This is a genomic window from Aeromonas sp. DNRA1 (genome assembly GCF_963888745.1).
Lineage (GTDB): Bacteria > Pseudomonadota > Gammaproteobacteria > Enterobacterales > Aeromonadaceae > Aeromonas > Aeromonas hydrophila.
The window spans coordinates 428,189-452,512 of record NZ_CAWPKQ010000003.1 but is presented as its reverse complement, the minus strand read 5'-3'; the positions used below and the strand labels follow the sequence as shown (position 1 = coordinate 452,512).

General features: G+C 62.9%; 21 protein-coding genes. 15 read left to right on the top strand and 6 right to left on the bottom strand.

The window, feature by feature from the left end:
- Nucleotides 1-92: 92 nt before the first annotated feature.
- On the bottom strand, nt 93-2,240 hold the full coding sequence (fadJ, locus tag AACQ43_RS12055; protein ID WP_168967419.1) for a fatty acid oxidation complex subunit alpha FadJ: 2,148 nt from the start codon (nt 2,238-2,240) through the stop codon (nt 93-95).
- Complete coding sequence (gene fadI, locus AACQ43_RS12050) at nt 2,240-3,550, bottom strand: acetyl-CoA C-acyltransferase FadI (RefSeq protein ID WP_168967418.1); 1,311 nt, start codon at nt 3,548-3,550, stop codon at nt 2,240-2,242. Before fadI ends, fadJ begins: the two co-directional genes overlap by 1 nt.
- 193 nt (nt 3,551-3,743) lie before the next feature.
- Between fadI and AACQ43_RS12045 the strand changes: the two genes are divergently transcribed.
- From AACQ43_RS12045 to AACQ43_RS11995, 11 genes are all read left to right on the top strand, one after another.
- On the top strand, nt 3,744-4,694 hold the full coding sequence (locus AACQ43_RS12045) for an AAA family ATPase (protein WP_168967417.1): 951 nt from the start codon (nt 3,744-3,746) through the stop codon (nt 4,692-4,694).
- 34 nt (nt 4,695-4,728) lie between these two features.
- On the top strand, nt 4,729-5,619 hold the full coding sequence (locus tag AACQ43_RS12040; protein WP_168967416.1) for a DUF58 domain-containing protein: 891 nt from the start codon (nt 4,729-4,731) through the stop codon (nt 5,617-5,619).
- Nucleotides 5,604-6,185 (top strand): DUF4381 domain-containing protein, encoded by a 582-nt coding sequence (locus tag AACQ43_RS12035; protein ID WP_168967415.1) that lies wholly within the window; start codon nt 5,604-5,606, stop codon nt 6,183-6,185. The genes AACQ43_RS12040 and AACQ43_RS12035 overlap by 16 nt, the downstream gene beginning before the upstream one ends.
- Nucleotides 6,182-7,195 carry a VWA domain-containing protein gene (locus tag AACQ43_RS12030; RefSeq protein ID WP_168967414.1) on the top strand — a complete coding sequence of 338 codons (1,014 nt, stop codon included), beginning with the start codon at nt 6,182-6,184 and terminating at the stop codon, nt 7,193-7,195. The genes AACQ43_RS12035 and AACQ43_RS12030 overlap by 4 nt, the downstream gene beginning before the upstream one ends.
- On the top strand, nt 7,195-8,694 hold the full coding sequence (locus AACQ43_RS12025; protein ID WP_168967611.1) for a tetratricopeptide repeat protein: 1,500 nt from the start codon (nt 7,195-7,197) through the stop codon (nt 8,692-8,694). The genes AACQ43_RS12030 and AACQ43_RS12025 overlap by 1 nt, the downstream gene beginning before the upstream one ends.
- Complete coding sequence (locus AACQ43_RS12020) at nt 8,691-10,211, top strand: BatD family protein (RefSeq protein WP_168967413.1); 1,521 nt, start codon at nt 8,691-8,693, stop codon at nt 10,209-10,211. The genes AACQ43_RS12025 and AACQ43_RS12020 overlap by 4 nt, the downstream gene beginning before the upstream one ends.
- 33 nt (nt 10,212-10,244) lie before the next feature.
- On the top strand, nt 10,245-10,835 hold the full coding sequence (locus AACQ43_RS12015) for a sigma-70 family RNA polymerase sigma factor (protein WP_017408325.1): 591 nt from the start codon (nt 10,245-10,247) through the stop codon (nt 10,833-10,835).
- Complete coding sequence (locus AACQ43_RS12010; RefSeq protein WP_011706005.1) at nt 10,828-11,571, top strand: DUF3379 domain-containing protein; 744 nt, start codon at nt 10,828-10,830, stop codon at nt 11,569-11,571. The genes AACQ43_RS12015 and AACQ43_RS12010 overlap by 8 nt, the downstream gene beginning before the upstream one ends.
- A gap of 410 nt (nt 11,572-11,981) precedes the next feature.
- Nucleotides 11,982-13,280: an outer membrane protein transport protein gene (locus AACQ43_RS12005; protein ID WP_076360689.1), complete on the top strand. Its 1,299-nt coding sequence runs from the start codon at nt 11,982-11,984 to the stop codon at nt 13,278-13,280.
- A gap of 252 nt (nt 13,281-13,532) precedes the next feature.
- Nucleotides 13,533-14,789, top strand: coding sequence for an OmpP1/FadL family transporter (locus AACQ43_RS12000; RefSeq protein WP_045789690.1), 1,257 nt, complete (start codon nt 13,533-13,535; stop codon nt 14,787-14,789).
- Between the two features lie 128 nt (nt 14,790-14,917).
- Nucleotides 14,918-16,141 (top strand): EAL and HDOD domain-containing protein, encoded by a 1,224-nt coding sequence (locus AACQ43_RS11995; protein ID WP_168967412.1) that lies wholly within the window; start codon nt 14,918-14,920, stop codon nt 16,139-16,141.
- Here the strand turns inward: AACQ43_RS11995 and AACQ43_RS11990 are convergent.
- Nucleotides 16,138-17,301 carry a thiolase family protein gene (locus AACQ43_RS11990; protein WP_168967411.1) on the bottom strand — a complete coding sequence of 388 codons (1,164 nt, stop codon included), beginning with the start codon at nt 17,299-17,301 and terminating at the stop codon, nt 16,138-16,140. The two genes, AACQ43_RS11995 and AACQ43_RS11990, sit on opposite strands and share 4 nt — an antisense overlap.
- Before the next feature lie 121 nt (nt 17,302-17,422).
- On the opposite strand from AACQ43_RS11990, the gene AACQ43_RS11985 reads away from it, so the two are divergent.
- Nucleotides 17,423-17,818: a MerR family transcriptional regulator gene (locus AACQ43_RS11985; RefSeq protein WP_016350830.1), complete on the top strand. Its 396-nt coding sequence runs from the start codon at nt 17,423-17,425 to the stop codon at nt 17,816-17,818.
- A gap of 60 nt (nt 17,819-17,878) precedes the next feature.
- Here AACQ43_RS11985 and AACQ43_RS11980 read toward each other — a convergent pair whose 3' ends face one another.
- A complete protein-coding gene (locus AACQ43_RS11980; protein WP_168967410.1) occupies nt 17,879-19,117 on the bottom strand; it encodes a cation:dicarboxylate symporter family transporter in 1,239 nt (412 codons plus the stop codon).
- Nucleotides 19,118-19,386: 269 nt separating this feature from the next.
- Between AACQ43_RS11980 and ppnP the strand changes: the two genes are divergently transcribed.
- From ppnP to AACQ43_RS11965, 3 genes are all read left to right on the top strand, one after another.
- The gene (gene ppnP, locus AACQ43_RS11975) at nt 19,387-19,671 is read left to right on the top strand and encodes a pyrimidine/purine nucleoside phosphorylase (protein WP_026080125.1); all 285 of its coding nucleotides are present in this window, start codon (nt 19,387-19,389) and stop codon (nt 19,669-19,671) included.
- A 204-nt stretch (nt 19,672-19,875) separates the two neighbouring features.
- On the top strand, nt 19,876-21,258 hold the full coding sequence (locus AACQ43_RS11970; RefSeq protein WP_076360684.1) for an L-serine ammonia-lyase: 1,383 nt from the start codon (nt 19,876-19,878) through the stop codon (nt 21,256-21,258).
- 277 nt (nt 21,259-21,535) lie between these two features.
- The gene (locus AACQ43_RS11965; protein ID WP_011705996.1) at nt 21,536-22,906 is read left to right on the top strand and encodes an L-serine ammonia-lyase; all 1,371 of its coding nucleotides are present in this window, start codon (nt 21,536-21,538) and stop codon (nt 22,904-22,906) included.
- A 161-nt stretch (nt 22,907-23,067) separates the two neighbouring features.
- On the opposite strand, the gene AACQ43_RS11960 is transcribed toward AACQ43_RS11965, so the two are convergent.
- Complete coding sequence (locus AACQ43_RS11960; protein WP_168967409.1) at nt 23,068-24,027, bottom strand: lytic murein transglycosylase; 960 nt, start codon at nt 24,025-24,027, stop codon at nt 23,068-23,070.
- The gene (locus AACQ43_RS11955; RefSeq protein WP_168967408.1) at nt 24,024-24,305 is read right to left on the bottom strand and encodes a YcgL domain-containing protein; all 282 of its coding nucleotides are present in this window, start codon (nt 24,303-24,305) and stop codon (nt 24,024-24,026) included. The genes AACQ43_RS11960 and AACQ43_RS11955 overlap by 4 nt, the downstream gene beginning before the upstream one ends.
- Between the last annotated feature and the right edge of the window lie 19 nt (nt 24,306-24,324).

The window sequence follows — 24,324 nt, the reverse complement described above, 5'->3', positions numbered from 1 at the left end:
GCCCCCGCATTTCCATCCAGGCGCCAAAAAGAAGGAGGCGACCCCGGGGTCGCCTCCTTGTCAGTTGGCCTGTTGCCGCGAGCGGCGCACGCTCAGTAGAAGCGCTGCTGCTCCGCCGCCATCGCCTTGAGGCGATCGCAGGGGGCGAACCGGTCGCCGTAGCGCTTCTGGTAGTGCTCAAGGCGCCCCACCAGGTGCTCGATGCCGAGGCTGTCCATGTAGCGGAACGGGCCACCCAGGAACGGCGGGAAACCGATGCCAAAGATAGCGCCGATGTCGCCGTCGCGAGCCGAGGCCACCACGCCGCTGTCCAGCGCCATAGCCGCTTCGTTGAGCATCATCAGCACGCAGCGCTCGGCCAGCTCCGCCTTGGCCAGCTTGGCCTGGGGCGAGATGCCGAGCACGCCGTAGACGCTCTCGTCCACCGTCTTCTTGCCCTCTTTGCCGGTGAGCTTGCTGCGCGGGGCAGCCTTGCCGTAGAAGTAGAAGCCCTTGCCGTTCTTGCGCCCCTTGCGATCGTTTTGCAGCAGCTTGTCAAAGGCCGCCGGGGCCTGGAACTGCTCCCCCCCCAGCTCTTTTTCGAGGATCGGGGAGATCTTGGCACCCACGTCGATGCCCACCTCGTCCAGCAAGGTGATGGGGCCCACCGGGAAGCCAAAATCGAGCAGGGCGCCGTCCAGCACCTCCACCGGTTCCCCTTCCAGCACCAGGCGTGCCGCCTCGTTCATGTAGGGGGCCAGGATGCGGTTGACGTAGAAGCCCGCCTCGTCCTTGACCACGATGGGGGTCTTGCCCTGAGCGCGGGCAAAGGCCAGGGTGGTGGCGACCGTCTCGGCACTGGTGCCGGCGTGGGGGATGATCTCCGCCAGCGGCATCTTGTCCACCGGGCTGAAGTAGTGCAGCCCCACCACCCGTTCCGGGTGGGCCGCCGCCGAGGCGATCTGATGGATCGGCAGAGAGGAGGTGTTGGAGGCAAACACGGTGTGCTCGCCGCACTCGCGCTCCACGTCCTTCACCATCTGGTGCTTGAGGGAAAGATCTTCGAACACTGCTTCCACCACCATGTCGACCCGGTGGAAACCGGAGTAGTCGAGGGTGCCGGTCAGCAGGCTCATCTGCTTCTCAAGCTCGCTGCGCAGCAGTTGGCGGCGCTTGAGCTTCTTGGCCAGGATGTCGTAGCTGTAGCGCATGGCATTGCCGATGCCGTTGCTGGCCACGTCCTTGATCCGCACCGGTACACCTGCCTTGGTGGCGGTGACGAAGGCGATACCGCCCCCCATCAGACCGCCGCCCAGCACGGCGGCATGACCCACCTTGCGCGGTTCGGCCCCCTGATAGGTGACCTCCTTCTTCATCTCGGTGGTGGCAAAGAAGATGGAGCGCAGGGCAGCGGATTCGCTGGTCATCACCAGCTCGCCAAAGTGACGGGATTCGGCAGCAAGGCCTGCCTGCATCCCCTCTTCCACCCCGATGCGCACCACTTCCAGGATCAGATCCGGGGCCGGGTAGTTGCCGCGGGTCTTAGCCTTCACCCCTTTGCGGGCCTGATCGAACAGCACCTTGCGGCCAAGCTTGTTGGTCTCCAGCAGCTTGCCCTGCAGATCCCGCTTTAGCTCGTGACGGGGCTTGCCCTTCTTGGCCAACTTGATGGCAGCGTCCAGCAGGATGGAGGGCGGCACCACGTCGTCCACCAGCCCCAGTTTCTTGGCCTGCTTGGCCCGTACCTGCTTGCCGGTCAGCATCAGGTCGAGCGCCTTGGCCACCCCGATGAGGCGCGGCAGACGCTGGGTCCCGCCGGAGCCCGGCAGCAAGCCCAGTTGCACCTCGGGCAGGCCGAGCACCGTCTTGCCGTGATCGGTGACCACCCGGCCATGGCAGGCCAGTGCCAGCTCCAGCCCACCGCCGAGGCAGGGGCCGTGAATGGCGGCGATCACCGGAATGGGCAGTGACTCGATCTCGGCGAAGATCACCTGCCCTTCCCGCGACAGCGTCTCGGCATCCTTGGCGCTGGTACAGGCCGCCAGCATGCTGATGTCGGCGCCGGCGATGAAGGAGTCCTTCTTGCCAGAGACCACCACCAGGCCGATCAGCTCTTTATTGGCTTTCACCTCGGCCAGCACCGCGCGGATCTCCTCCACGAAGGCGGCCTTGAGGGTATTCATGCTCTCGCCCGGCACATCCATGGTGAGAATGCCGATGCCATCCTGGCGCACTGCCAGGGAAAAAGTCTTCTCGCTCATCACTCTACCTCCAACACCATGGCCACGCCGAGACCACCCGCCGCACAGGCGGTGTTAAGCCCCAATCCCCCACCCCGGCGCCGCAGCTCGTGCAAGGTCTGGGTGATCATGCGCGCACCGGTCGCGGCAAAGGGGTGACCAAAGGCCAGCGAGCCACCGAGGACGTTGAATTTGTCCATGTCCACCTCGCCGATGGCCTGATCGCGACCCAGCTTGCTCTGGGCAAACTCTTTGCTGGCAAACATCTTGAGGTTGGCCAGGGTCTGGGCGGCAAAGGCCTCGTGCATGTCGATCAGAGTCAGATCGGCCAGCGTGATGCCGGCACGGTCCAGCGCCAGTGGGGTGGCGTAGGAGGGGCCCATCAGCATGTCCTGCCACACGTCGATGGCAGAAAATGCGAAACTGCGGATATAACCGAGCGGCTCGAGGCCAAGCTCTTTGGCCCGCCCTTCGCGCATCAGCAGCACGGCGGCAGCGCCGTCGGTGAGCGGAGTGGCGTTGGCGGCAGTAACGGAGCCGTGCACCCGGTCAAACACCGGTTTGAGCTTGGCATAGCTCGCCAGATCAGAGCTTTCGCGGATGTTGTTGTCTCGCTCCAGCGGCACCTTGTAGGGAGGCACGTGGGCGGTAAACACCTCGCCACTCAACTTGCCATCGGCCCAGGCCTGCGCAGCCAGGGTATGGGAGCGGTGCGCCAGCGCATCTTGCGCCTCGCGGCTGATCTGGTGGCTCTTGGCCATCTGCTCGGCGGTCTGCCCCATGGAGAGGCCGGTGGAGTACTCGGCCACGGCGGGCGGCACCGGCAGCAGATCCTTGACCCTCAATGCACGCAGGATATTGAAGCGCTGCTGCAGATTGCGCGCCTTGTTGAGATCCACCAGGGCGCGGGCCAGCTTCTTGCTCACCCCGATGGGCAGCACGGAGGAGGAGTCGGCGCCGCCGGCGATGGCGATATCCACCGTGCCGGCCATGATGGATTCGGTGACGTTGGCGACGGCCTGGAAACTGGTGGCGCAGGCGCGCGACACACTATAGGCATCGGTGCTGACACTCATGCCGGTGCCGAGCACGATCTCGCGGGCAATGTTGGGGGCTTCCGGCATCTGTACCACCTGGCCGAACACCAGTTGGTCGATGAGCTTGGGATCGAGATCGGTGCGAGCGAGCATCTCGCTCACCACCAGCTTGCCCAGATCCACCGCAGGCACGCCGTGAAAGGCGGTGGCCTGCTTGGCAAAGGGAGTGCGCAAACCCGCCACGACGGCAATCCGTTCGCCCTGGCGAGTCGTCAGTTTCAATGGCTCTTTCATCCTGGCTCCTTGGTTAAACGAGAAGACTAAAGGGAGAGGTCTGACCTCATTGGGCCACATCTTAACAATCCACTCACAAATTTCATACGGCTGATTGAAACTAAATTGCCGCCATCTTGGCCCCCTCCCTCGCCCTTGTGCGCCAACTGGAGTATAAAAAGATCAACTTCTATGAAAACAACGGGTTTATTGCATGGCAGCGGCCGAGTTCAGACAGCTTGGGGACTATCTGGGTAGTCAAATTCTGGGACAGGGCCCCCTCATCGAGGGGCTGCTGATCGCCCTGTTATGTGAAGGACATGTGTTGATCGAGGGGGCCCCCGGTCTTGCCAAGACCCGGGCCGTCAAGGCGCTGGCCGGCGCGGTGGAGGGGCGCTTCGCCCGCATCCAGTTCACCCCCGACCTGCTGCCTGCCGATCTCACCGGCAGCGAGGTGTTTCATCCCCAGGATGCCAGCTTCGTGTTTCAGCCCGGTCCCCTCTTCAACCACCTGGTGCTGGCGGACGAGATCAACCGGGCGCCGGCCAAGGTGCAATCCGCCCTCTTGGAGGCGATGGCCGAGCATCAGATCACCGTGGGCAAGAAGAGCTGGCGCCTGCCGCCCCTCTTTATGGTGGCCGCCACGCAAAACCCGATAGAACAGGAGGGGACCTATCCCCTGCCGGAGGCCCAGCTCGATCGCTTCTTGCTCAAGCTGCTGGTGGACTACCCAAGCCCCGCCATGGAGCTGGCCATCCTCCAGCTCAACGCCCGCGGCGACACCCTGCCGACGCCGCCGATCACTCTGAGCCAGGCCGATCTGCTGGCGGCCCGCAGCGCGGTGCAGGCGGTGCAGATGCAGGGGCGCCTCGAGCACTATCTGGTGCAGCTGGTCTGCGCCACCCGGCCGGGCAGCGGCCTGTGTCCGGAACTCGAACCCCTGGTCGCGGTGGGCGCCAGCCCCAGGGCCAGCATAGGTCTGGCCAGAGCGGCTCGCGCCAGAGCCTGGCTGGCCGGACGGGATTTCGTGCTGCCCGAAGACATTCAGCAGCTGGCGCCGGCCGTGCTGCGCCATCGCCTCATTCCCAGTTATCAGGCGCTGGCGGACAACCTCGACAACGAGGCGCTCATCACCCTGCTACTGGACGCGATCCCATGCCCCTGAGCCCGCTCGTTTCCTCTGCGCGGGCCCTGTTGCCATGACGCACGCCGCCGATCCCCTCGCCCATCCCGATATCGCCCTGCCGCTTGCCAGACTGCTGGCGATCAGGCTGTGGGCCCGGCAGGGGCCGCGTTCGCGCATTCAACCGGTGGCGCAGGGCCGGCTTGGCCGTACGCCGGGACTCACCTTTCGCGAGCTGCGCGCCTATCAGGCTGGCGACGAGGTGCGCCACATCGACTGGCGGGTGACCGCCCGCCTTGGTCGCCCCTATACCCGGCTCTACAGCGAAGAACAGGATCAAGCCCACTGGCTGCTGCTCGATCTCTCTCCGGCCATGTACTTCGGCTCTTGCCACCAGCTCAAGGCGCGCCTGGGCTGCGAGCTGGCCGCCGCCCTGCTCTGGCAAGGGGAAAAGCAGGCCAACACCCTGATCTGCCACGGTGTGGAGCCGCATCTGCAACACCAGCGCGGCCCTCTGGTGCCCTTGCTGGAGGCCCTCTGCTACCACTACCGGCTGGGGCTGGCGCGCACGCCCCCCCCCCACGCCCTGGCCCATACCCTGGCCCGGCTCACTCTGCCCCACGGTGCCAGACTGACCCTCATCACCGATCACAGCCCTCTCGACGAGGCGCTCTGCCGCCAGTTGCAGCTGCTCGGCCGGCGCCACGACCTGCATTGCTGGCAAATTCGGGATCCGCTGGAGGCAGCCCTGCCCGCCCAGGGCCGCCTGGCGGTGCGCGCCGGCCAGCAGAGCGGCTGGCTCGAGGCCGGCGAACCCGGGTTTGCCTGGCGCTATCAAACAGCTGCCGAACAGCTGGCCCGCCAGAGCCACCAGCAACTGCTGCCGCTGGTGCAGCGTCTCTACCGGCTCGACAACGGCCAGCCGCTGCAACGCCAGTGGCAGGAGGGGGCATGTCGCCAATTCTGAGCTGGCTCGCCAGCGCCGTGCCGGGCAGCAGCGTCCCCACCTCGCCGCTGGCGGCCCAGCTGCGCGACATTCACCCCGGCCCGCCACTGCAGCTGGCCTCTGATCCCCGCCTGCTGGGCTGGTGGTGGCTGCTGATCGCGCTGCTGGTCGGCGCCATGATCATCCTCGGCGTGCAGAGTCTGCTGCGTTATCACCGCTGGCGGCGGCAACTCGACTGGCAGGCCCCCGATCTGGTGCCCCAGCTGCAAGATGTGTTGCGCGAGGCCGTGCTGCCCCGCTGGCCCGAGGCGGCCGTACTGCAAGGAGAACCTTGGCTCGTCTTTCTTGATTCTCTGGGGCTCGATGCTCTGGGGAACAGCCGCTTTCGCGAACTGGCCCCGCACTGGTCTGCCTGGCTCTACGGCGGTCAAAGCCCGGATGCGCAGCAGCGCCTAGCGCTGCGCCGAGCCTACCTCGCCTGGGGACGCTGCTGCATCTGCCCACCAGCCTGGTTGCTGGACCTGCGCACTCGCTGGCGGCGGGGGCGAACCCGCACCAGCGATGCGCACGCCGGGAGAGAGCCATGATCCTCACCTGGCCCTGGTTTGCCCTGGCACTGGTGCTGCCGCTGCTGGTGCGCTTCGGTCTGCCGCCCCACGCCAGCGGCGCAAACGACCCCGGCGTACTAAACCATGCCGGATTTCCTCTGCTGCGCCCCCATGCCGGCCAGCCCCTGTGGCGGATGGCGCTGTGCTGGTGCGCCCTGGTGCTGGCACTCTGCCGTCCCCAGTGGCAGGAGCCGCCTCAGGTGAGCTATCAGAGCAGCCGGGATCTCATCCTGGCGGTGGATCTTTCCGACAGCATGCGCACCCAGGACATGCTGGATGAAGGGGAGCAAAAAGACCGGCTCAGCGCGGTGCGCCAGCAGATAGACAGGCTCATTGCCGCCCGCCCCGGCGATCGTATCGCCCTCATCGTGTTCGCCGATCACGCCTACCTGCTCTCCCCCCTGACCCAGGAGACCAATGCCCTGCTCGGTCTCACCCGCGAGCTCGATTTCGAGCTGGTGGGACGCACCACCGCGCTCGGCGAGGCCATCCTGCTTGCGCGCCAGCACAAGGCCCCCGATCGCTCCACCGCCCTGTTGCTGGTCACCGACGGACGCAACACCGCCGGCAGCGCTGACCCCCTGCGCGAGGCCAAGCAGGCCGCCGCCGCAGGCATTCGCCTCTATACCCTGGGGGTGGGCGCCGATCCGGATACCTTTGCCGAGGCGATGACCCCCGCGCAGGCCCCGGCCCAGAGCGACCCCAGCGCCGAGCTGGACGAGGCCCTCTTGCAGCAGCTGGCAGAGGTGGGCCATGGCCGTTACTTCCGGGCGCGCACCCAAGGGGATCTCGAGGCCATCAATCAGGCGCTGGATACTCTGGAGCCCGTCGCCACCGCGCAGACCCACTATCGCCCCAACCAGGAGCTCTACCCCTGGCCACTGGCGCTGGCCTGGCTGCTGCTAAGCTGGCCCGCCCGATTACGCTGGCCACGGCGGCTGAGCCGCAAAGCCACTGTGCCTGACAGCCCGTCCCGAGGCGCCCCATGATGGAGCTCACTCTGCTGCGCCCGCTCTGGTTGCTGGCCCTGCTGCCGTGGCTGTGGCAGGGATGGCGCCGTCGTCGCCAGGCCCCGCTGCTGGCCCCCGCCATGCAGGCTTATCTGCTGCCGAGGCAGCGGCGCCACTTTCCCTGGCTCTGGCTGGCCTGCCTGCCGCTGATCCTAGCGTTGAGCGGCCCGGCCCTGCGCCAGCAGAGCCAGAGCGTTCCGAGCCCGGCCCTCGACATCTGGCTGCTGGATCTCTCCCGCTCCATGCTGGCCACCGATCTGCTGCCGGACCGGGCCACCCGGGTGCGGGTGTTGCTGCAGGATCTGCTGGCTGACCGAGCGCAGCAGGAAGCGGCCCATCCCATCGCCCTCATCCTGTTTGCCGGGGATGCTTACCTCGCCATGCCGCCGACCCGGGATCACCAGGCCATCGCCCTGCTGCTGCCCGACCTGCGTCCGGCCATCATGCCAAGGCAAGGCAGCGCGCCCGAGCGCGCGGTGGCGCTGGCACTCAAGCAGATCCCCGCCAGCCAGCAGGCCCGCCTGCTGCTGATCACCGATGACTTGACCGCCCGTCAGGCCGAGCGGATCAAGGCGGTGTGGCCCTGCCAGGGCAGCCTCTTTTGCCACGCCCAGATACAAGCACGTCTCGACATTTTGCTGGTCAACAGCGGCCAGGCTAGTCGCCTGCCCGCCACCATGGGCGGTGGCTTCGGCCGCACCCTGCCGGCCCCCGACGTGGCCACCCTGCAACAGCTGGCCGGCGATCTCGGCGGTCAACTGCAGTGGCTGCAACAGGGGGCGCCACGCTTTGCCCCCCTGCCCATGAGCCAGACCACAGGCGCACACCAGGCCATCGATCTCGGCCCCTGGCTGCTGCTGCCCCTGCTGCCACTGGCGCTGCTGGCCCGTATCGGCACCCTCTGGCTGGTGCTGGTGGGGACGCTCTTGCTGACCCCTCCCTCCCTGCAGGCCAGCCAGGCATCAACGGCCCTGCCGCCTGCTACCCATGACAATCAGGCCTGGCAGGCCTTCTTGCAAAAGCACTATAAGGAGGCCGCCCGCGCCTTTGCGGATCCCGTCTGGCAGGGCAATGCCTGGTATCGGGCTGGCGACTACGCCAAGGCGGTCGCCGCCTATGGCCGAGCCAACACGGCCACTGCCCACTACAACCGGGGCAATGCCCTGGTGCAGCTCGGTCAGCTGGCGGCCGCCGAGCAGGCCTACCTGGCGGCGCTGGCGCTGGAACCCAGCCATCAGGATGCGCGCTACAACCTGACCTTGCTGCGCGCCCAGCCGCCCGAGGCAACCCCACAGGCGCAGGATCCCAAGCCCATCGATGCTCCCGAGCAGGCCGCTACCCCGGATGCGCCCTTGCCTCCGTCACCTCCCGTCCTGCTGCTGGAGCAGCGGCTGCGCAAGGAAGATCAACGCATGCGCCAGCAGGAGAGCGATCGCGGCCTCGCCCCCGGCAACCTGAAAGGAGAGGATCCCTGGTGAGCCGCCTCTTCGCCCCTTGCCGTGCCCTGTGCCTGTTGCTGCTCTGGCTGATGACGGCGCAGGTTTTTGCCGCCCCGCCCCGGGCCGAGCTGCTGCCGGGGGCCGATCGCCGCGACTGGTTGCTGATCATCGAAGCGGACGGAGCGCGCCAGAGCAGTGAGCTTGCCATCACCCCCCTATTGCGTCAGTTTGCGGTGGGCAAGGTGACCATGAGCCGGGTCAGCGCCCCGCAGCAGAGTCTGACCCGCTGGCAGATCCCCCTGCACCTGCTGGATACCAGCCCGCAGCAGGTGCCGGCCCTGCCACTGGGGGCGCAGCAGACTCCCTCCATCCCCTTTCCGCCGCGCAGTGAAGCCGGCAATCTCGCGCCAGCGCCTGCCATCTCCCCCATCGAGCTGCAGGCCCGGGTGCTGCAACAGGGGCCACTCTACCCCGGCCAGCCCTTTGTCTATCAGCTCAGCCTCTGGCTGCCGGCCAACATGGAGGCCCCCAACCTCACCGAGCCGGCCAGCGATGCCTTTACCATTCGCCGCCTCGGGAACGATCAGTGGCAGCCACCGGCAAGCCCCGGCCTGCCCGGCCGCCTGACCCGCAGCTGGCTGCTGCAGGCCAAAGAAGCGGGGCGCCATCCGCTGGAATCCCCCCGCTTTCAGGGGCGCCTGCCGCAAGATGACGGTGGCAGTGATCCGCTCTCGGCCCGGGCGGCCACCCTGTTCGTGCAGATCGACGAGCCTCCGCTGCAACCGGTGGCAAGCCAGCTCACCCTGAGCCAGCGTCTGGATCCGCCCATGGCGGCCAGAGCGGGTGAGCCGGTGATCCGCACCCTGACTCTCACGCTGGAGGGGGGCGATGGCAGCCGCCTCAATCTGGCACGCCTGCTCGGCTCATCCGGCCTGCCCGCCGGCATCAGAGCCAGGCCGGATGGGGAGCAGCAGCAGGAGCGCTATCTCGCCAAGGGGACGTTGCGCTTCGAGCGCGAGTGGCGCCAGGCCTTGACCGTTGACGAACCCGGCGACTACCTGCTGCCCGCCATCGAGCTGGCCTGGTTCAACACCCAGCGCGGGCGCATTGAATATGCTCGGCTGCCCGCCACGCCCCTGCACATCGCCGCAAGTACGCAGTCGCAGCCGGCACAGGATGGGCCGAACGACGAGAGCCTGCTATGGGTCATCTGGGCCCTGCTGCTGCGGGCCTGCTGGCGCCACGGACCGCGCTGGCACGCCTTTTATCGCCTGCAACAGGCGCTGTGTCGGGCCGATGCCGAGCAGATCCGGGCCCGCTTGCTGGCATGGGCCCGCCTGCGCTGGCCACTGCCCCATCCCCGCCTCGATATCCTGCCCTGTCGTCGCGATCCCGCCCTTGAGCCTCACTTTGCCGCCCTGGAGCGCGCCTGCTTCGCTACCGTATCCCCTGCTGGGAGCCACCCGCAAACCTGGGCGGACTTTGCCAGCGCCCTATGCGGCCACGAAACTTTTGCGATAGCCTATGGCCTCAGGCAACTGGCCAGGATCGGTTGATCCCGGCCTTCATTCAAATAAGGAAGCCCAGCGATGGCTTTAGGTTTTTTCAGAAAAAAAGGTGCCACGGTCGGAAAGGATCCCACGACCTCCCCGGTCTATGGAGGCATGGCAGACAAACAAACCAAATACGAAGCCTTGGTACATGCCCTGCACGGGGACATCTACCGCTACGCCTACTGGCTGTGCCGGGATCCGCAAGTGGCGGAAGATCTGGTGCAGGAGACCTTTCTGCGCGCCTGGAAGAGCATAGACTCCCTGCTCGACGACAAGGCCGCCAAGGCCTGGCTCATCACCATACTGCGGCGGGAAAATGCACGCCGGTTCGAGCGCAAGCAGTTTGACCTCGTCGATCTCGACGAGCATCCCCAGAGCGATCAGGAGGCACTGCACAGCGAGCAGGAGATGGAGAACGAGTGGCTCAGACGCCACATCGCCCGCCTGCCGGCCGAATATCAGGAACCCCTGCTGCTGCAGGTGCTGGGGGGCTTTAGCGGCGACGAGATAGCAGCGCAGCTGGGGCTCAACAAGAACACCGTCATGACTCGCCTGTTTCGGGCCCGCAACCAGATAAAAGAGGCCATGGAGTCAACGACCCAACAGAGAGGACACACCAATGGATGAGCTGGAATTTCGCCGTCGGGCCATAGCCCATCCACATGAGCAGGATCCCGCGTTTCTCGAGCAGGCCCAGCGCTCCCCCGCCAATCGCAAGCATCTAGACGAGATGAAGCAGCTCGATCGCAGCCTGCAGCGAGCCATGGAGGTCGAGGTGCCGGCCGGGCTGGCCGAGCGCATCCTGCTCAGACAGGCGCTGGAAGCCGATCAGCCGCAGGTGGTTCCCCTGCCGGTGCGCCCGCGCAGCAACTGGCGTGCGCTGGCGATGGCTGCCTCGGTCGCCTTCCTGCTCGGCATGAGCACTCGCTGGCTGAGCTGGCCGCTGGCCGCTCCCGACGAGCTCTCGCTGGCCCAGGTCGCCATGGCCCACGTCTATGGCGAGGAGCCCTTCATCAAGGATGTGGACGAGCAGGTGAGCCTGCGCACCATCAACGCCAAGATGGAGAAATATGGCGCGACCTTGATGGGCATGCAGGGGCTGAAGATCACCTATGTCAACCACTGCTCCTTCTATCAGGGGCCGGCGCTGCACATGGTATTGCAGGGCAAGATGGGCCCGGTCACTCTGTTCCTGGTACCCAAGCACGTGCCACTCACCCTGCAGCCCACCTTTGAAGATGGCCAGCTCAAGGGCGAGATCCTGCAACTCAAGGGGGCCAACATGGTGCTGATCGGTGAGATGGAGGAGCCGCTGGCGCCGGTGGCAGAGCAGCTGGAATCCCGGCTGCACTGGTCGATTTAACAGGCATTAACCCAATCTTGACTCGCCTAGTAGCGGGTCAAGCCAACGGGCAGACCAATCAGGTTGGCTGCCCGTTTATCCCCTTTCCCATCACGATTCTCCCCTATTCGCCGCTCATTCCCCGCAAATACCCAAAAATATTTTTGTGATGCAGATCGCCGCACGTGAGTGTTTTTTGTCCAATAAATGGTAAAAGAGACTATTTAAGCGGCGAATTAAAACAAATGATTAACACTCCGGAAACTTTTATGTATTCTGCTGTCACTGGTCTGATTTCTTACCTCCTACCAGATCCATAGAATCACGCCAGAATTGAATGGGAAGAAGCTGAAATAACAACAGATCTTGTCACATACAGAGGCAAAATAGCCCTGATGCCGACGGAAAATCTGCCTACAAGAGAGAACACTATGACAACTGCCTTTTTCAAAAAGAGCCTGATCGCTGCCGCCGTCACCCTGGCCAGTACCCAAACCTTCGCCGCCGCGTTCCAATTGAACGAACACTCAGCCTCCGGCCTGGGTCGTGCGTATGCAGGGGAAGCCGCCGTGGCGGACAACGCCTCCGTGTTGTCCCGCAACCCGGCAGCCATGACCCAGTTTGACAAGATGGCGTTCTCTGTCTCCGGTACCTATATCAAGCCGGACGTGGATGTAAATGGTGACATCTATGCAGGCCCTGCCAAGATGGCCGGTGCCAGCGAAAGCGGCATCGCGCCGAGCGCTTTCGTGCCCGCCACCTACTTCATCCAGCCGCTGAACGACCAGTGGGCCTGGGGTATCGGCCTGTTCTCCAACTACGGTCTGTCGACCGAGTACACCGAGAACTTCAACGGTGGCTCCATTGCCGGCAACACCGAACTGCTCACCTTCAACATCAACCCGAACATCGCCTACCGCGTCAACCAGCACTTCAGCTTCGGCGCCGGTCTGAACCTGGTCTATGCCAAGGCTGAACTGAACCGCCGCGCCGGCGTGCTGGCCGCCGTGCCGCCGCTGAGCAGCGTACCGGGTATCGGCAAGGACACCATCGTCAGCCACCTGAAAGGTGACGACTGGGGTTACGGCTGGAACGTGGGCACCATGTATGAAGTGAACGAGAACAACCGCTTCGCGCTGACCTATCGCTCCCAGGTAGACCTGAAGTTCAAGGGTGACTACCAGGGCACCTCTTCCGGCTTCAAGACTGTCAGTGGCGAACTGCCGCTGGATCTGCCGGCCCAGGCCGAGTTCGCCGGTTACCACCGTCTGAACCAGCAGTTTGCCGTGCACTACTCCGTCAACTGGACCGACTGGAGCGCCTTCCAGGAGCTCAGGGCCACCAGCGGTCAGTGCAACAGCACCGACGGTGCCGGCGTCTGCCTCTACAAGCCGGAGAAGTTCAAGGACTCTACCCGTTACTCTCTGGGCGGCACCTGGTATGTCAACCCGTCCTGGGAAGCCCGTATCGGCTTTGCCTACGACAACACCCCGATCGAGCCGGAATACCGCAGCCTGAGCATCCCGGATTCCGACCGCGTATGGTATAGCGCTGGCGCCACCTACCACATCGACAAGGACATGAGCGTCGACTTCGGCATGGCCTATCTGGATGGCAAGAAAGTGGACGTCAACGAGAAGCTGGTCGAAAGCAACGAAGCCCTGCGCTGGAAAGGCACCTCCCACGGCAACGCCTTCCTCGCTTCCGCTCAGTTCAACATGAAATTCTGATAATCAGCAAATTGACCAGAGCGCCTGCGGGCGCTCTTTTTTATTCCGAATTCCTGTTTCAGCGTACATCTGTAGTAAACAACTGTACGCTTTTCTTTTTTTATCAAGCTATTAGCAGCACATCCCCCAGCATTTAATCCCGTTTTCATCCGCTCGCCCCCGCGCCCGTTGCCTTACTGGTCATACCATATAAAATCCTGCCTCCAACCATAAGAACGTTCGAACTCCAGGTTCATTTTCAAGGATAATGCAATGCACTCCATCATGAAGCCGTCTCTCATCGCCCTGCTGGTGCTGTCGAGCCAGGCCCAGGCGGCAGGTTTTCAGCTGGCCGAGCAATCCGCCACCGGCATGGGCCGCGCCTTCGCTGGCGAAGCCGCCATCGCCGACAATGCCAGCGTGCTCTCCCGCAACGCCGCCGCCATGACCCGTTTCGATACCATGGCCTTCTCCGGTGGCTTCATCTATGTGCACCCCGACGTCAACATCGAGGGCACCACCCGGGTGCCGACCCCCAAGGGGCCGGTCAGTCTGGATGCGGCGGCCCACGACATCGCCGATGATGCCTGGGTGCCCAACGCCTACCTCATAGTGCCGCTCAACGACCAGTGGCGCCTGGGGCTGGCTGCCACCTCCTATTACGGGCTCGGCGTCAAGATGCCGGACAACTACAATGCCGGTCACTTCGGCAATGTCTCCGACATCAAGACCGTGGATCTGGGGGCGTCACTGGCCTACCGCATCAACCGCGTCTGGTCCGTCGGCGCCGGCCTCTCCGCCATTCAGGGCGAAGGGGAAGTAGGTGGCACCTTCCCGTCCAACAACCAGATCGCCAAGCACCTGAAAGGGGATGGCTGGGCCATGGGCTGGAACCTGGGCACCCTGCTGGAGCTGTCGGAGGCAACCCGCATCGGCCTCTCCTACCGCCACGACGTCACCCTGAAGCTCTCCGGCGACGCCATCGGCATCGATCAGAACGGGCAGCCCTTCACCGATACCGGCAGCCTGGATCTGCCGCTGCCCGCCACCGCCGAGCTGGCCCTGTTCCATCAGCTGACGCCGGCGCTGGCGCTGCATTCGAGCATCAACTGGACCAACTGGAGCAAGTTCGTGCAGCTGGAATCCGAGCTCGATCACCACGGAGTCATGCACATCAAGGACGAGCACTGGGAAGACAGCTGGCGCTACGCGCTGGGCCTGACCTACCAGCTGGCGCCGCAATGGCAGCTGCGCTCCGGCCTTGCCTATGACCGCAGCCCGGTCCCGGCGGATCGCCGCACCATCTCCATCCCCGACTCGGATCGGGTCTGGTACAGCGCCGGGGTGGGTTATCAGATCGATCGCAACCTTTCGCTGGATCTGGGGGTGACGCTGATCGACGGCAAGAAGGTGGACGTGAGCGAGACTATGCAGCTCAAACCCGGCATACCGCAAACCACCTCCACCTTCCAGGGCACTTCGGAAGGGGACGCCTGGCTGGCCGGTCTGCAGCTCAATTACCTGTTCTGACGCGGGCGGGCACCCTTGCCCGCCCATTCAAGCACTATGCCAGTTATTGACCGTTTCTGGCCTCCAAGCGCTGGCATAGTGGGCGGCTTCACAATAAAATCAATCCAGTACACACGCTGGAGAGATGCATGTATTCATACGTAGCAAGGCAGCCCATCCTGGATCGGGAATTGAAGACCCACGCCTATGAGCTGCTGTTTCGCGACAGTCTGGATAACGTGTTTCCTCCCATCTCCTCCCAGCAAGCCACCGCCAGACTGGTGGTCGAACAGTTCCTGCAACAGAACATCGATCAACTGCTCGGCGGTCGCCCCTGCTTCATCAACTTCCCTCACTCCCTGCTGCTGGAAGGGCTGGCCGAGTGCCTGCCGCCGGAGAAAGTGGTGATCGAGATCCTGGAAGATGCCGATCCCGACGATGCGCTGCTGGCCAAGGTGAAGCAGTTGCACGGGCTGGGCTATCAGCTCGCTCTCGATGACTTCACCATGTCGCCGGACTGGGAGCGCTTCCTCCCCTACATCCACATCATCAAGTTCGATCTGCGCGCCACGTCGCTGCTGCAGATCAAGGTGTTCATCCAGCAGCATCAGCAGCTCAAGCTCACCTATCTGGCGGAGAAGGTGGAAGACAAGGCGGAGTTTGAACGGGTCAAGCGCCTTGGCATCGACCTGTTCCAGGGCTTCTTCTTCAGCCGGCCCGAGATGGTCAAGCAGGCGACCATGGAGCCGGCCCAGGTGGTGGTGATGCAGCTGCTCAACGTGGTCAACCAGCCCGAACCCGACCTCAACCGCATCGAACAGCTACTGAGTCAGGACATCTCCCTGTCCCTAAAGCTGCTGCGTTACGTCAACCACCTCAAGAGCCACGCCAACCCCATCTCCTCCTTTCGCCAAGCCGCCGTCTATCTCGGCCACACCCAGCTCAAACGCTTCGTGACCCTGGTGGCAGCCACCAGCGCCGGCCACGGCAAGAGTGCCGAGCTCTATCAGATGTCGATGATCCGGGCCCGTTTCTGCGAGCTGCTGGCCCACACTCATGCACCAACTCAGGAAGCCCAGCAAGCCTTCATCACCGGCCTCTTCTCCCTGCTTGATGTGTTGATGGAACAGCCGATGGACAAGCTGCTCGGCACCATTCCATTGATCGAGGAGATCCGGGTCGCCCTGCTGGAACGCAAAGGCAACCTGGGGTTCTATCTGTCGTTTTGCGAAGATTACGAGAATGCGAACTGGCAGCGGATCACTGCCAGAACGGCCCGGCTCGGGCTCAATGAAGAGAAGGTCAGCCAGCTCTATCTGACCGCCACCTCCTGGGTCAACCAGCAACTCCAGGCGATGGCGGAGACAGATTAATCCAGCTCGATGGCGACCGCCGTCGCCTCCCCGCCTCCGATGCACAGACTGGCCACCCCGCGTTTGAGGCCACGCTCGCGCAGGGCATGGATCAGGGTCACCAGGATCCTGGCACCGCTCGCCCCCAGCGGATGACCGAGCGCGCAGGCGCCACCGTTCACATTGACCTTGTCATGGGGCAGCTGGCAACCGGCCATCGCCAGCAGGCTGACCATGGCAAACGCCTCGTTGACCTCGAACAGATCCACTTCCTCCACCCGCCAACCCACCTTGGCCAGCAGGTCCTTGATGGCCCCGATCGGCGCGCTGGTAAACTCGGCGGGCAGGGCCGCGTGGCTCTGATAACCCACCAGTCGCGCCAGCACCGGCAGCCCCAGCTGCGCGGCAGTGTCGGAACGCATCAGGATCAGCGCCGCCGCCCCATCCGAAATGGAGCTGGCATTGGCTGCCGTGATGGTGCCCGTCTTGCTGAAGGCCGGCTTGAGCTGGGGGATCTTTTCGGGCTTGGCCTTGGCAGGCTGCTCATCCTCGGCCAGCAGCAGGGTATCTCCGGCCCTCACCGGCGCCAGCTCCGCCGCAAAGGCCCCGCTGCGCTGGGCTGCCAGCGCCCGCTCCAGCGATGCGATGGCAAAGGCATCCATATCGGCACGGGTCAACCCGGCGCGATCGGCGCTCAGCTGGGCATAATGCCCCATCAGCTGACCTTCGTAGGCATCCTGCAGTCCGTCGAGGAACATGTGATCGAGCACGCTCTGGTGCCCCATCCGAAAACCGCTGCGCGCCTTGTCGAGCAGATAGGGGGCGCGGCTCATGCTCTCCATCCCACCGGCGATCACCACGTTCGTATCGCCGAGCCGCAACCCATCGGCCGCCAGCATCACCGCCTTCATGCCGGAACCGCACACCTTGTTGACCGTGGTGCAGGGGATACTGTCCGGCAAGCCTGCCTTCAGTACCGCCTGGCGGGCGGGTGCTTGGCCAACCCCGGCGCTCAGCACGTTGCCCAGATAGGCTTCATCGATCTGCTCCCCCTTGAGCCCAGCTTCTGCCATGGCCGCGGTAATGGCACAGGCGCCAAGCTCGGGAGCCGTCAGGTTGGCCAGGGCCCCCTGGAAGGCCCCCATGGGGGTACGTTTGGCCGCAACAATCACGATATCCATCAATTGCACTCTCCTTGTTACATTGGAATAACATATGCTGCCACCGCTGAGGGAACAAGACTTGCGGGGCAGTTGACGTTTGGGTAAGGTGCCAGCCAGGATTGACAGCCAAGATAGCGCCATGAACCGAACCAAGGATGACACGCGGACCTACAGCATCAGCGAACTGGCCCGTGAATTTGATGTTACGACCCGAAGTATTCGTTTTTATGAAGATCAGGGACTTTTGAATCCTGCCCGGCAGGGACAGACCCGGATCTACAGTCGGCAGGACAGAGTGCGGCTCAAGCTGACCCTGCGCGGCAAGCGACTGGGCTTCAGCCTGGCGGATATCCGCGATCTGTTCGATCTCTACGATGCGGACAAGAGCAGCCGTACCCAGCTGCAGACCATGCTGGGGCTGGTGGCCGACAAACGGGAGACCCTGCAGCAGCAGCTCGAAGACATCAAGATGGTGCTGCTGGAGCTGGACGCCGCCGAGCAGCGCTGCCAGCAGGCACTCGCTCAGCTCGGCTGACGCTCACAGCAACAAGCATAAAGAAAGGGGCCCGCGGGCCCCTTGTTCATTGCAGCTGGATTATTTGTTCCAGCGGTCCGGATCGTAATCCGGGCTGTAGCGGTCGACGATGACGGCGCAGGCCGCATCACCGGTGATGTTGAGGGCGGTACGGATCATGTCGAACAAACGATCCAGCGCAAACAACAGCGGCAGCCCTTCGATGGGGATCCCGGCTGCCAGCAGCACGGCGACCACCAGGAAGCTCGGGCCCGGCACGCCGGCCTGGCCGATGGCCCCCAGGGTGGCGGTCACTATGATGGCGGCCCAGGCCCCCATGGAGAGATCGATCTGATAGACCTGGGCGAAGAAGATGGCGACCAGACCGTAATAGATGGCGTTGCCGCTCATGTTGATGGTGGCGCCCAGCGGCAGCACGAAGGAAGCCGTGGCATTGGTCACCTTCAGCTCCTCCTCGCAGGTCTCCATGTTGACCGGCAGGGTCGCCATGGAAGAGGCGGTGGAGAAAGCGACAATCTGCGGTTTCTTCATGGCAGACAGATACTTGCGTACCGGCGTGTTGGAGAACAGCACGATCAGCAGCGGATAGACCACGAAGCCGAAGATCAGGATGGCGGCCAGATAGACCACGAACAGCTTGAGCACCTGGGTCAGCACGTCGAAACCGTAGGTACCGATGGCATCGGCCATCAGGCCAAACACGCCGAGCGGCGCGATCAGCATCACCTTGTTGATCATCCAGACGAAGGCATCCACCAGGGTGTTGAGGCCGTCCACCAGAGGCTTGGCCCGCTCGCGGGGTTGCTTGGCCAGGGCGATGCCGAGGAACATGCAGAACACCAGGATCTGCAGGATGTTGGCTTCGTTGAGCGACTGGAAGACGTTGGTCGGGATCATCCCGAGCAGGGTGGCGACCGCATCGGGCAGCGCCCCCTTGTCGGCATAGTCACCGGAGAACATGGAGGCCATGGAGCCGAACTCGACCCCGACACCGGGCTTGAAGATCTGCCCCATCACCAGGGCCAGCAGTACCGCCAGCGCCGAGGTACCGAGGAAGAATGCCAGCGTGGTGACGCCAATCTTGCCAGCAGCCGGGCTGGCGCCGAGGTTGGCCGCCCCCGACAGAATGGCGACCGCCACCAACGGAATCACCAGCATCTTGATCAGCTGGATGAAGAGAGTGCCGAGCGGTGCAAACACGGTGGCTTGTTCACCCATGAACGCCCCCACCAGTGCCCCCAGCACCATGGCGACCACGACCTGGAAGCCAACGTTCTTAATGAGTCCTTTTGTTAACACAGAATGTTCCTTTAAGTAGCAAATATTCGCACTTTCCCAGTGCAATCAACCAAACAGGGGATGAACCGCTGTCCATTCCCCTGAGCGCGCGCTTTATCTCATATTTATGCGCTGTTTTAAATCGTCAAATCGTTAACGGGAGTTATTGATGAGTTTGCAACAAAGTAAAGATTCAAAAGGCTCACGGCGATTTTTCACGCTTTATTCATGACAACTGGCAAAAGATTGTGCTACTTTGGCTGAGCAAACGTGCATACAGGGATGAAAACATGCTGAAAGTTAACGAGTATTTTGATGGAAATGTAAAATCCATCGGTTTCGAGCAAAAAGGCGACAAAGCCACCGTGGGTGTGATGGAAGCCGGTGACTACCAGTTCAATACTGCCGCCCCCGAGCGGATGACGGTGGTCAAGGGTGCGCTCACCATCCAGCTGGCCGACGAAGACGAATGGCACACCTATGAGCAGGGTCAATCCTTCGACGTGGCCGGCCACTCCTCCTTCAAGCTGGAAGTGAAAACCCCCACCGCTTATCTGTGCGAGTTTCTCGATTAAACCGCCGGCAACCCTTGCCTAAGAACACGCTAAAAGGAGCAGCCCCCGGGCAGCTCCTTCTTTTTTCGCGCAAACTGCCCTCCTCTTTGCCATCCATCCTTGCTTTCATTTGCGTGCCGCCATCACACCCCTCGGTTTTCCCGCTTTCCATCGACTACAAAAAATTTACAATATTTAGACGAAACCCATAATCGGAGTGGTGTCATGATCAGTGTCTTCGACCTGTTTTCCATCGGGATCGGTCCCTCTTCTTCTCATACCGTGGGGCCGATGCGCGCCTCCTACGCCTTTGTCAACGCGCTCAAGCAGCAGGGAGTGCTATCCAGCACCGAACGGGTAGAAGTGGAGTGCTACGGCTCGCTCGGCCAGACCGGCAAGGGCCATGGCACCGGCAAGGCCATCATCCTGGGACTGGCCGGTTTCGAACCCGAGTCGGTGGACATCGAAGCCATCCCCGCCTTTTTGACCGAGGTGGAGCGCAGCCAGTCGCTGCTGCTGGCGGGTGAACAACCGAGCCAGTTTGCCCGCAGCGGCGCCATCATCTTCAACCGGCGCAAGACACTGCCCGCCCACTCCAACGGCATGACTCTGCGCGCCTTTGCCGGCGAACAACTGCTGTTTAGCCAGACCTACTACTCCATCGGCGGTGGTTTCATCATCGAGGAGAGCCACTTCGCCAACGCCAAGGAGGAGGCTGCCCGCTTCGATGCCGCCCACCCCATTCCCTATCCGTTCGAGAGCGGCGCCCAGTTGCTGGCCCACTGCCAGGAGAGCGGACTCTCCATCTCCGGCGTGATGCTGGCCAACGAGAAGGTGTTTCGCACCGAAGCCGAGATCAAGGCGGGCCTGCGCAAGATCTGGCAGGCCATGCAGGGCTGTGTCGAGCGTGGCTGTCGCAGCGAAGGGGTGCTGCCCGGCGGCCTCAAGGTGAAACGGCGAGCCCCGGCGCTCTATCGTCAGCTCAGCTGCGAGACCAATTTCAACAAGGATCCGCTGATGGTGATGGAGTGGGTGGATCTGTTCGCGCTGGCAGTCAACGAGGAGAACGCCGCCGGCGGCCGGGTGGTGACCGCCCCCACCAACGGCGCCTCCGGCATCATTCCCGCCGTGCTGCACTACTACGATCGCTTCGTGCGCAAGGTGGATGACGAGCTGCTGCTGAGCTACTTCCTCGCCGCCGCCGCCATCGGCATCCTCTACAAGAAGAACGCATCGCTCTCCGGCGCCGAGGTGGGCTGCCAGGGCGAGGTGGGCGTCGCCTGCTCCATGGCGGCGGGGGCGCTGACCGAGATCCTGGGTGGCAGCCCGGCGATTGTCGAAAACGCCGCCGAAATAGGCATGGAACACAACCTGGGGCTCACCTGCGATCCGGTGGGTGGCCAGGTGCAGGTGCCCTGTATCGAGCGCAACGCCATGGGCGCGGTCAAGGCGATCAACGCCGCGCGCCTGGCCCTGCGCGGTACCGGCGAGCACAAGGTGTCGCTGGACAAGGTGATCAAGACCATGTGGGAAACCGGCAACGACATGAAGACCAAATACAAGGAAACCGCCCGCGGTGGCCTGGCGGTTAACATCACAGAGTGTTAAAAATCGGTAAATTGCCTCATTTGGTTCCTAAATACCCGGCATTGTCGGGTATTTTTATGGGCAAACGCTTAACAAAATGGATAAGCATCAAAATAAATTTTATACTCGCCCGCTCTGATTCAACAAAAATAGATCTATTTCAACTTTTTTTGGGCTTTGAGCCGTTACACTGTGGTTATCTGGTTCATTGACCTCGGCGACGACGCCCTCGTCCCATGGATCACCCCGTTTCTGCGAGTGGGCATGGCGCCCCCTTCTATCCTGAGGTAATTGTTACATGATCAGCGTTTTTGATATCTTCAAAATCGGTGTTGGCCCCTCCTCTTCCCACACTGTCGGCCCGATGAAAGCAGCCAAACAGTTCGTGGATGAACTGCGTGCAGGCGGCAAGATCCGTGACATCACCCGGATCCAGGTCGATGTCTACGGCTCACTCTCCTGGACCGGCAAAGGTCACCACACCGATACCGCTATCATCATGGGCCTGGCGGGCAACCTGCCGGAAAATGTCGACATCGACGGCATCCCCGAGTTCATCTCCCGCGTCGAGCAGACCGGTCGTCTGCCCATCGGCCTGCACTGCCATACCGTCAGCTTCCCGCGCGACGCCATGGTATTCCATGACGAAGCCCTGCCGCTGCATGAAAACGGCATGAAGCTGACCGCCTTCATCGAAGACGCAGCCGTCTACAGCAAGACCTACTACTCCATCGGCGGTGGTTTCATCGTTGACGAAGAGAACTTCGGCAAGGCTGACAGCGGCGACATGTCCGTCAGCTACCCGTTCAAGAGCGCGGCCGAGCTTATCGCCCACTGCAGCCAGACCGGCCTCTCCATCTCCGCCCTGATGATGGAGAACGAGAAGTGCTTCAATACCCCGGAAGAGATCTACAAGAAACTTGGCAAGATCTGGACCACCATGCGTGAAGGGATCGAGCGCGGCTGCCGCACCGAAGGCGTCCTGGCCGGCCCGCTGCGCGTACCGCGCCGCGCCGCGCCGCTCTATCGTCAGCTGACCACCAACGAGAACCTCTCCAACGATCCGATGAACATCGTGGACTGGGTCAACATGTTCGCCCTGGCGGTGAGTGAAGAGAACGCGGCCGGTGGCCGTGTGGTGACCGCGCCGACCAACGGTGCCGCCGGCATCATCCCGGCCGTGCTGGCCTACTACGACAAATTTATCCAGCCGGTTGGCCGCGACGACTACACCCGCTTCTATCTGGCTGCGGCTGCCGTCGGCATGCTCTACAAGATGAACGCCTCCATCTCCGGCGCCGAAGTGGGCTGTCAGGGTGAAGTGGGCGTCTCCTGCTCCATGGCCGCCGCCGGCCTGACCGAGTTGATGGGCGGCAGCCCGGAGCACGTCTGTGAAGCCGCCGAGATCGGCATGGAACACAACCTGGGTCTGACCTGTGACCCGGTCGCCGGTCAGGTGCAGGTGCCCTGCATCGAGCGCAACGCCATCGCTGCCATGAAGGCGGTCAACGCCTCCCGCATGGCGCTGCGTCGCACCTCCAAGCCTCGCGTCTCGCTGGACAAGGTGATCGAGACCATGTACATCACCGGCAAGGACATGGACTCCAAGTACCGTGAAACTTCCCGCGGTGGCCTGGCCATCAAGGTGATGCAAGTCGCCTGCGAATAAGTCGGCGTGGCAACCATAAAAACGGCGGGAATTCCCGCCGTTTTTATTGCCTGTCGTTTGGATATTCCGCCCCGTCTCGCCCGGCGAGTCCACCGCCTCCTATCGTTATTCCCACGCTGATGGCTTGCCCACCGCGGCAAATCTGGCGCTACAGAGATCGATTATTCCACGATACGATCGGCCAGGGTGCCCACCGCCACCACGAAATAGTGGGAGCGATTCCAGTCGCGCAGCACCCGATAATTGGGATAGGTGAGATAGGCAGCCCCACCCTCCCCATCGGGCTGCACCAGCGAGGCTTGCAGCGATGCCCGCGGCAAGTCTGCCCCATCCGCTTTGCGTACTCCGAGGGCCTGCCATGCCGACAGCGCCCGAGTCTCCTCCAGCCCGACCAGCGCAGGACCCAGCCCTGCCGGCACCCTCACCCGACGACCCCAAGTTTCATCCCCGTGCCAGCCGTTCTGATGCAGATAATTGGCTGCCGAACCAAACACATCCGCCAGATTCCCCCACAGATCCTGCTTGCCGTCTCCGTCCTGATCGACCGCATATTTGAGATAGGACGAGGGCATGAACTGCACCTGCCCCATGGCGCCGGCCCAGGATCCCTTGAGATCGGCTGGCGCCATCTTCTGCTGTTCCAGAATGCGCAGGGCGTCGAACAACTGCCCCTTGAAGAAGGCTTCACGGCGCCCCTCCCAGGCCAGGGTCGCCAACGACGACACCAGCGGATATTTGCCGGTCAATTTTCCGAAATTGGTTTCAATGCCCCACAGCGCGACAATAAAACGCGGTTGCACATCATATTCCGCCCCTATTTTTGTGAGCAGCGGCAAATACTGACGATATAGCCGTTTGGCTTGATTGACTTTCCATTGCGGCACGGCGCGAGGAATATAAGTGGCGAGGGTCTGTTTAAATTCCGGCTGATTTTTATCGTGCCGAATGGCGACCTCGATCAGGTGAATATCGGCGAAGGCGGTGGTGACCGTACCCGGCGAGATCCCGGCGGCCAGGGCCTCTTGTTTGAGACCCGTCACATAATGTTCAAAATCGGGGCTGGCCTGCAGCGGGTAACTGACGATCCCGCTTATCAATAACAGAGCCAGCCGACCCTTCATTCCCGTTCGGCCTTTAATTGGGCCTTGTGTTGTTCCAGCAGGTTTTCCGGTAGCGGTGGCACCTGCAGATAGAAGCCCTGGCTCTGCAGCGCCTCCATCACCCGGCTGGCGGAGGCGATCCCCAAGGGCTTGGCTGGGTCCAGTTTGGTCATCAATACCAGTTCGGGACGGCCGAATGCACTCATCAGCACCTCGGGTACGCGGGAAAAATCCTCTCTTCTTTCAACAAAAAGATAGGTCTCGGCTTTTTTGCGACTTTTATAGACTGCACACAACATGGAAATTGATATAATCCAA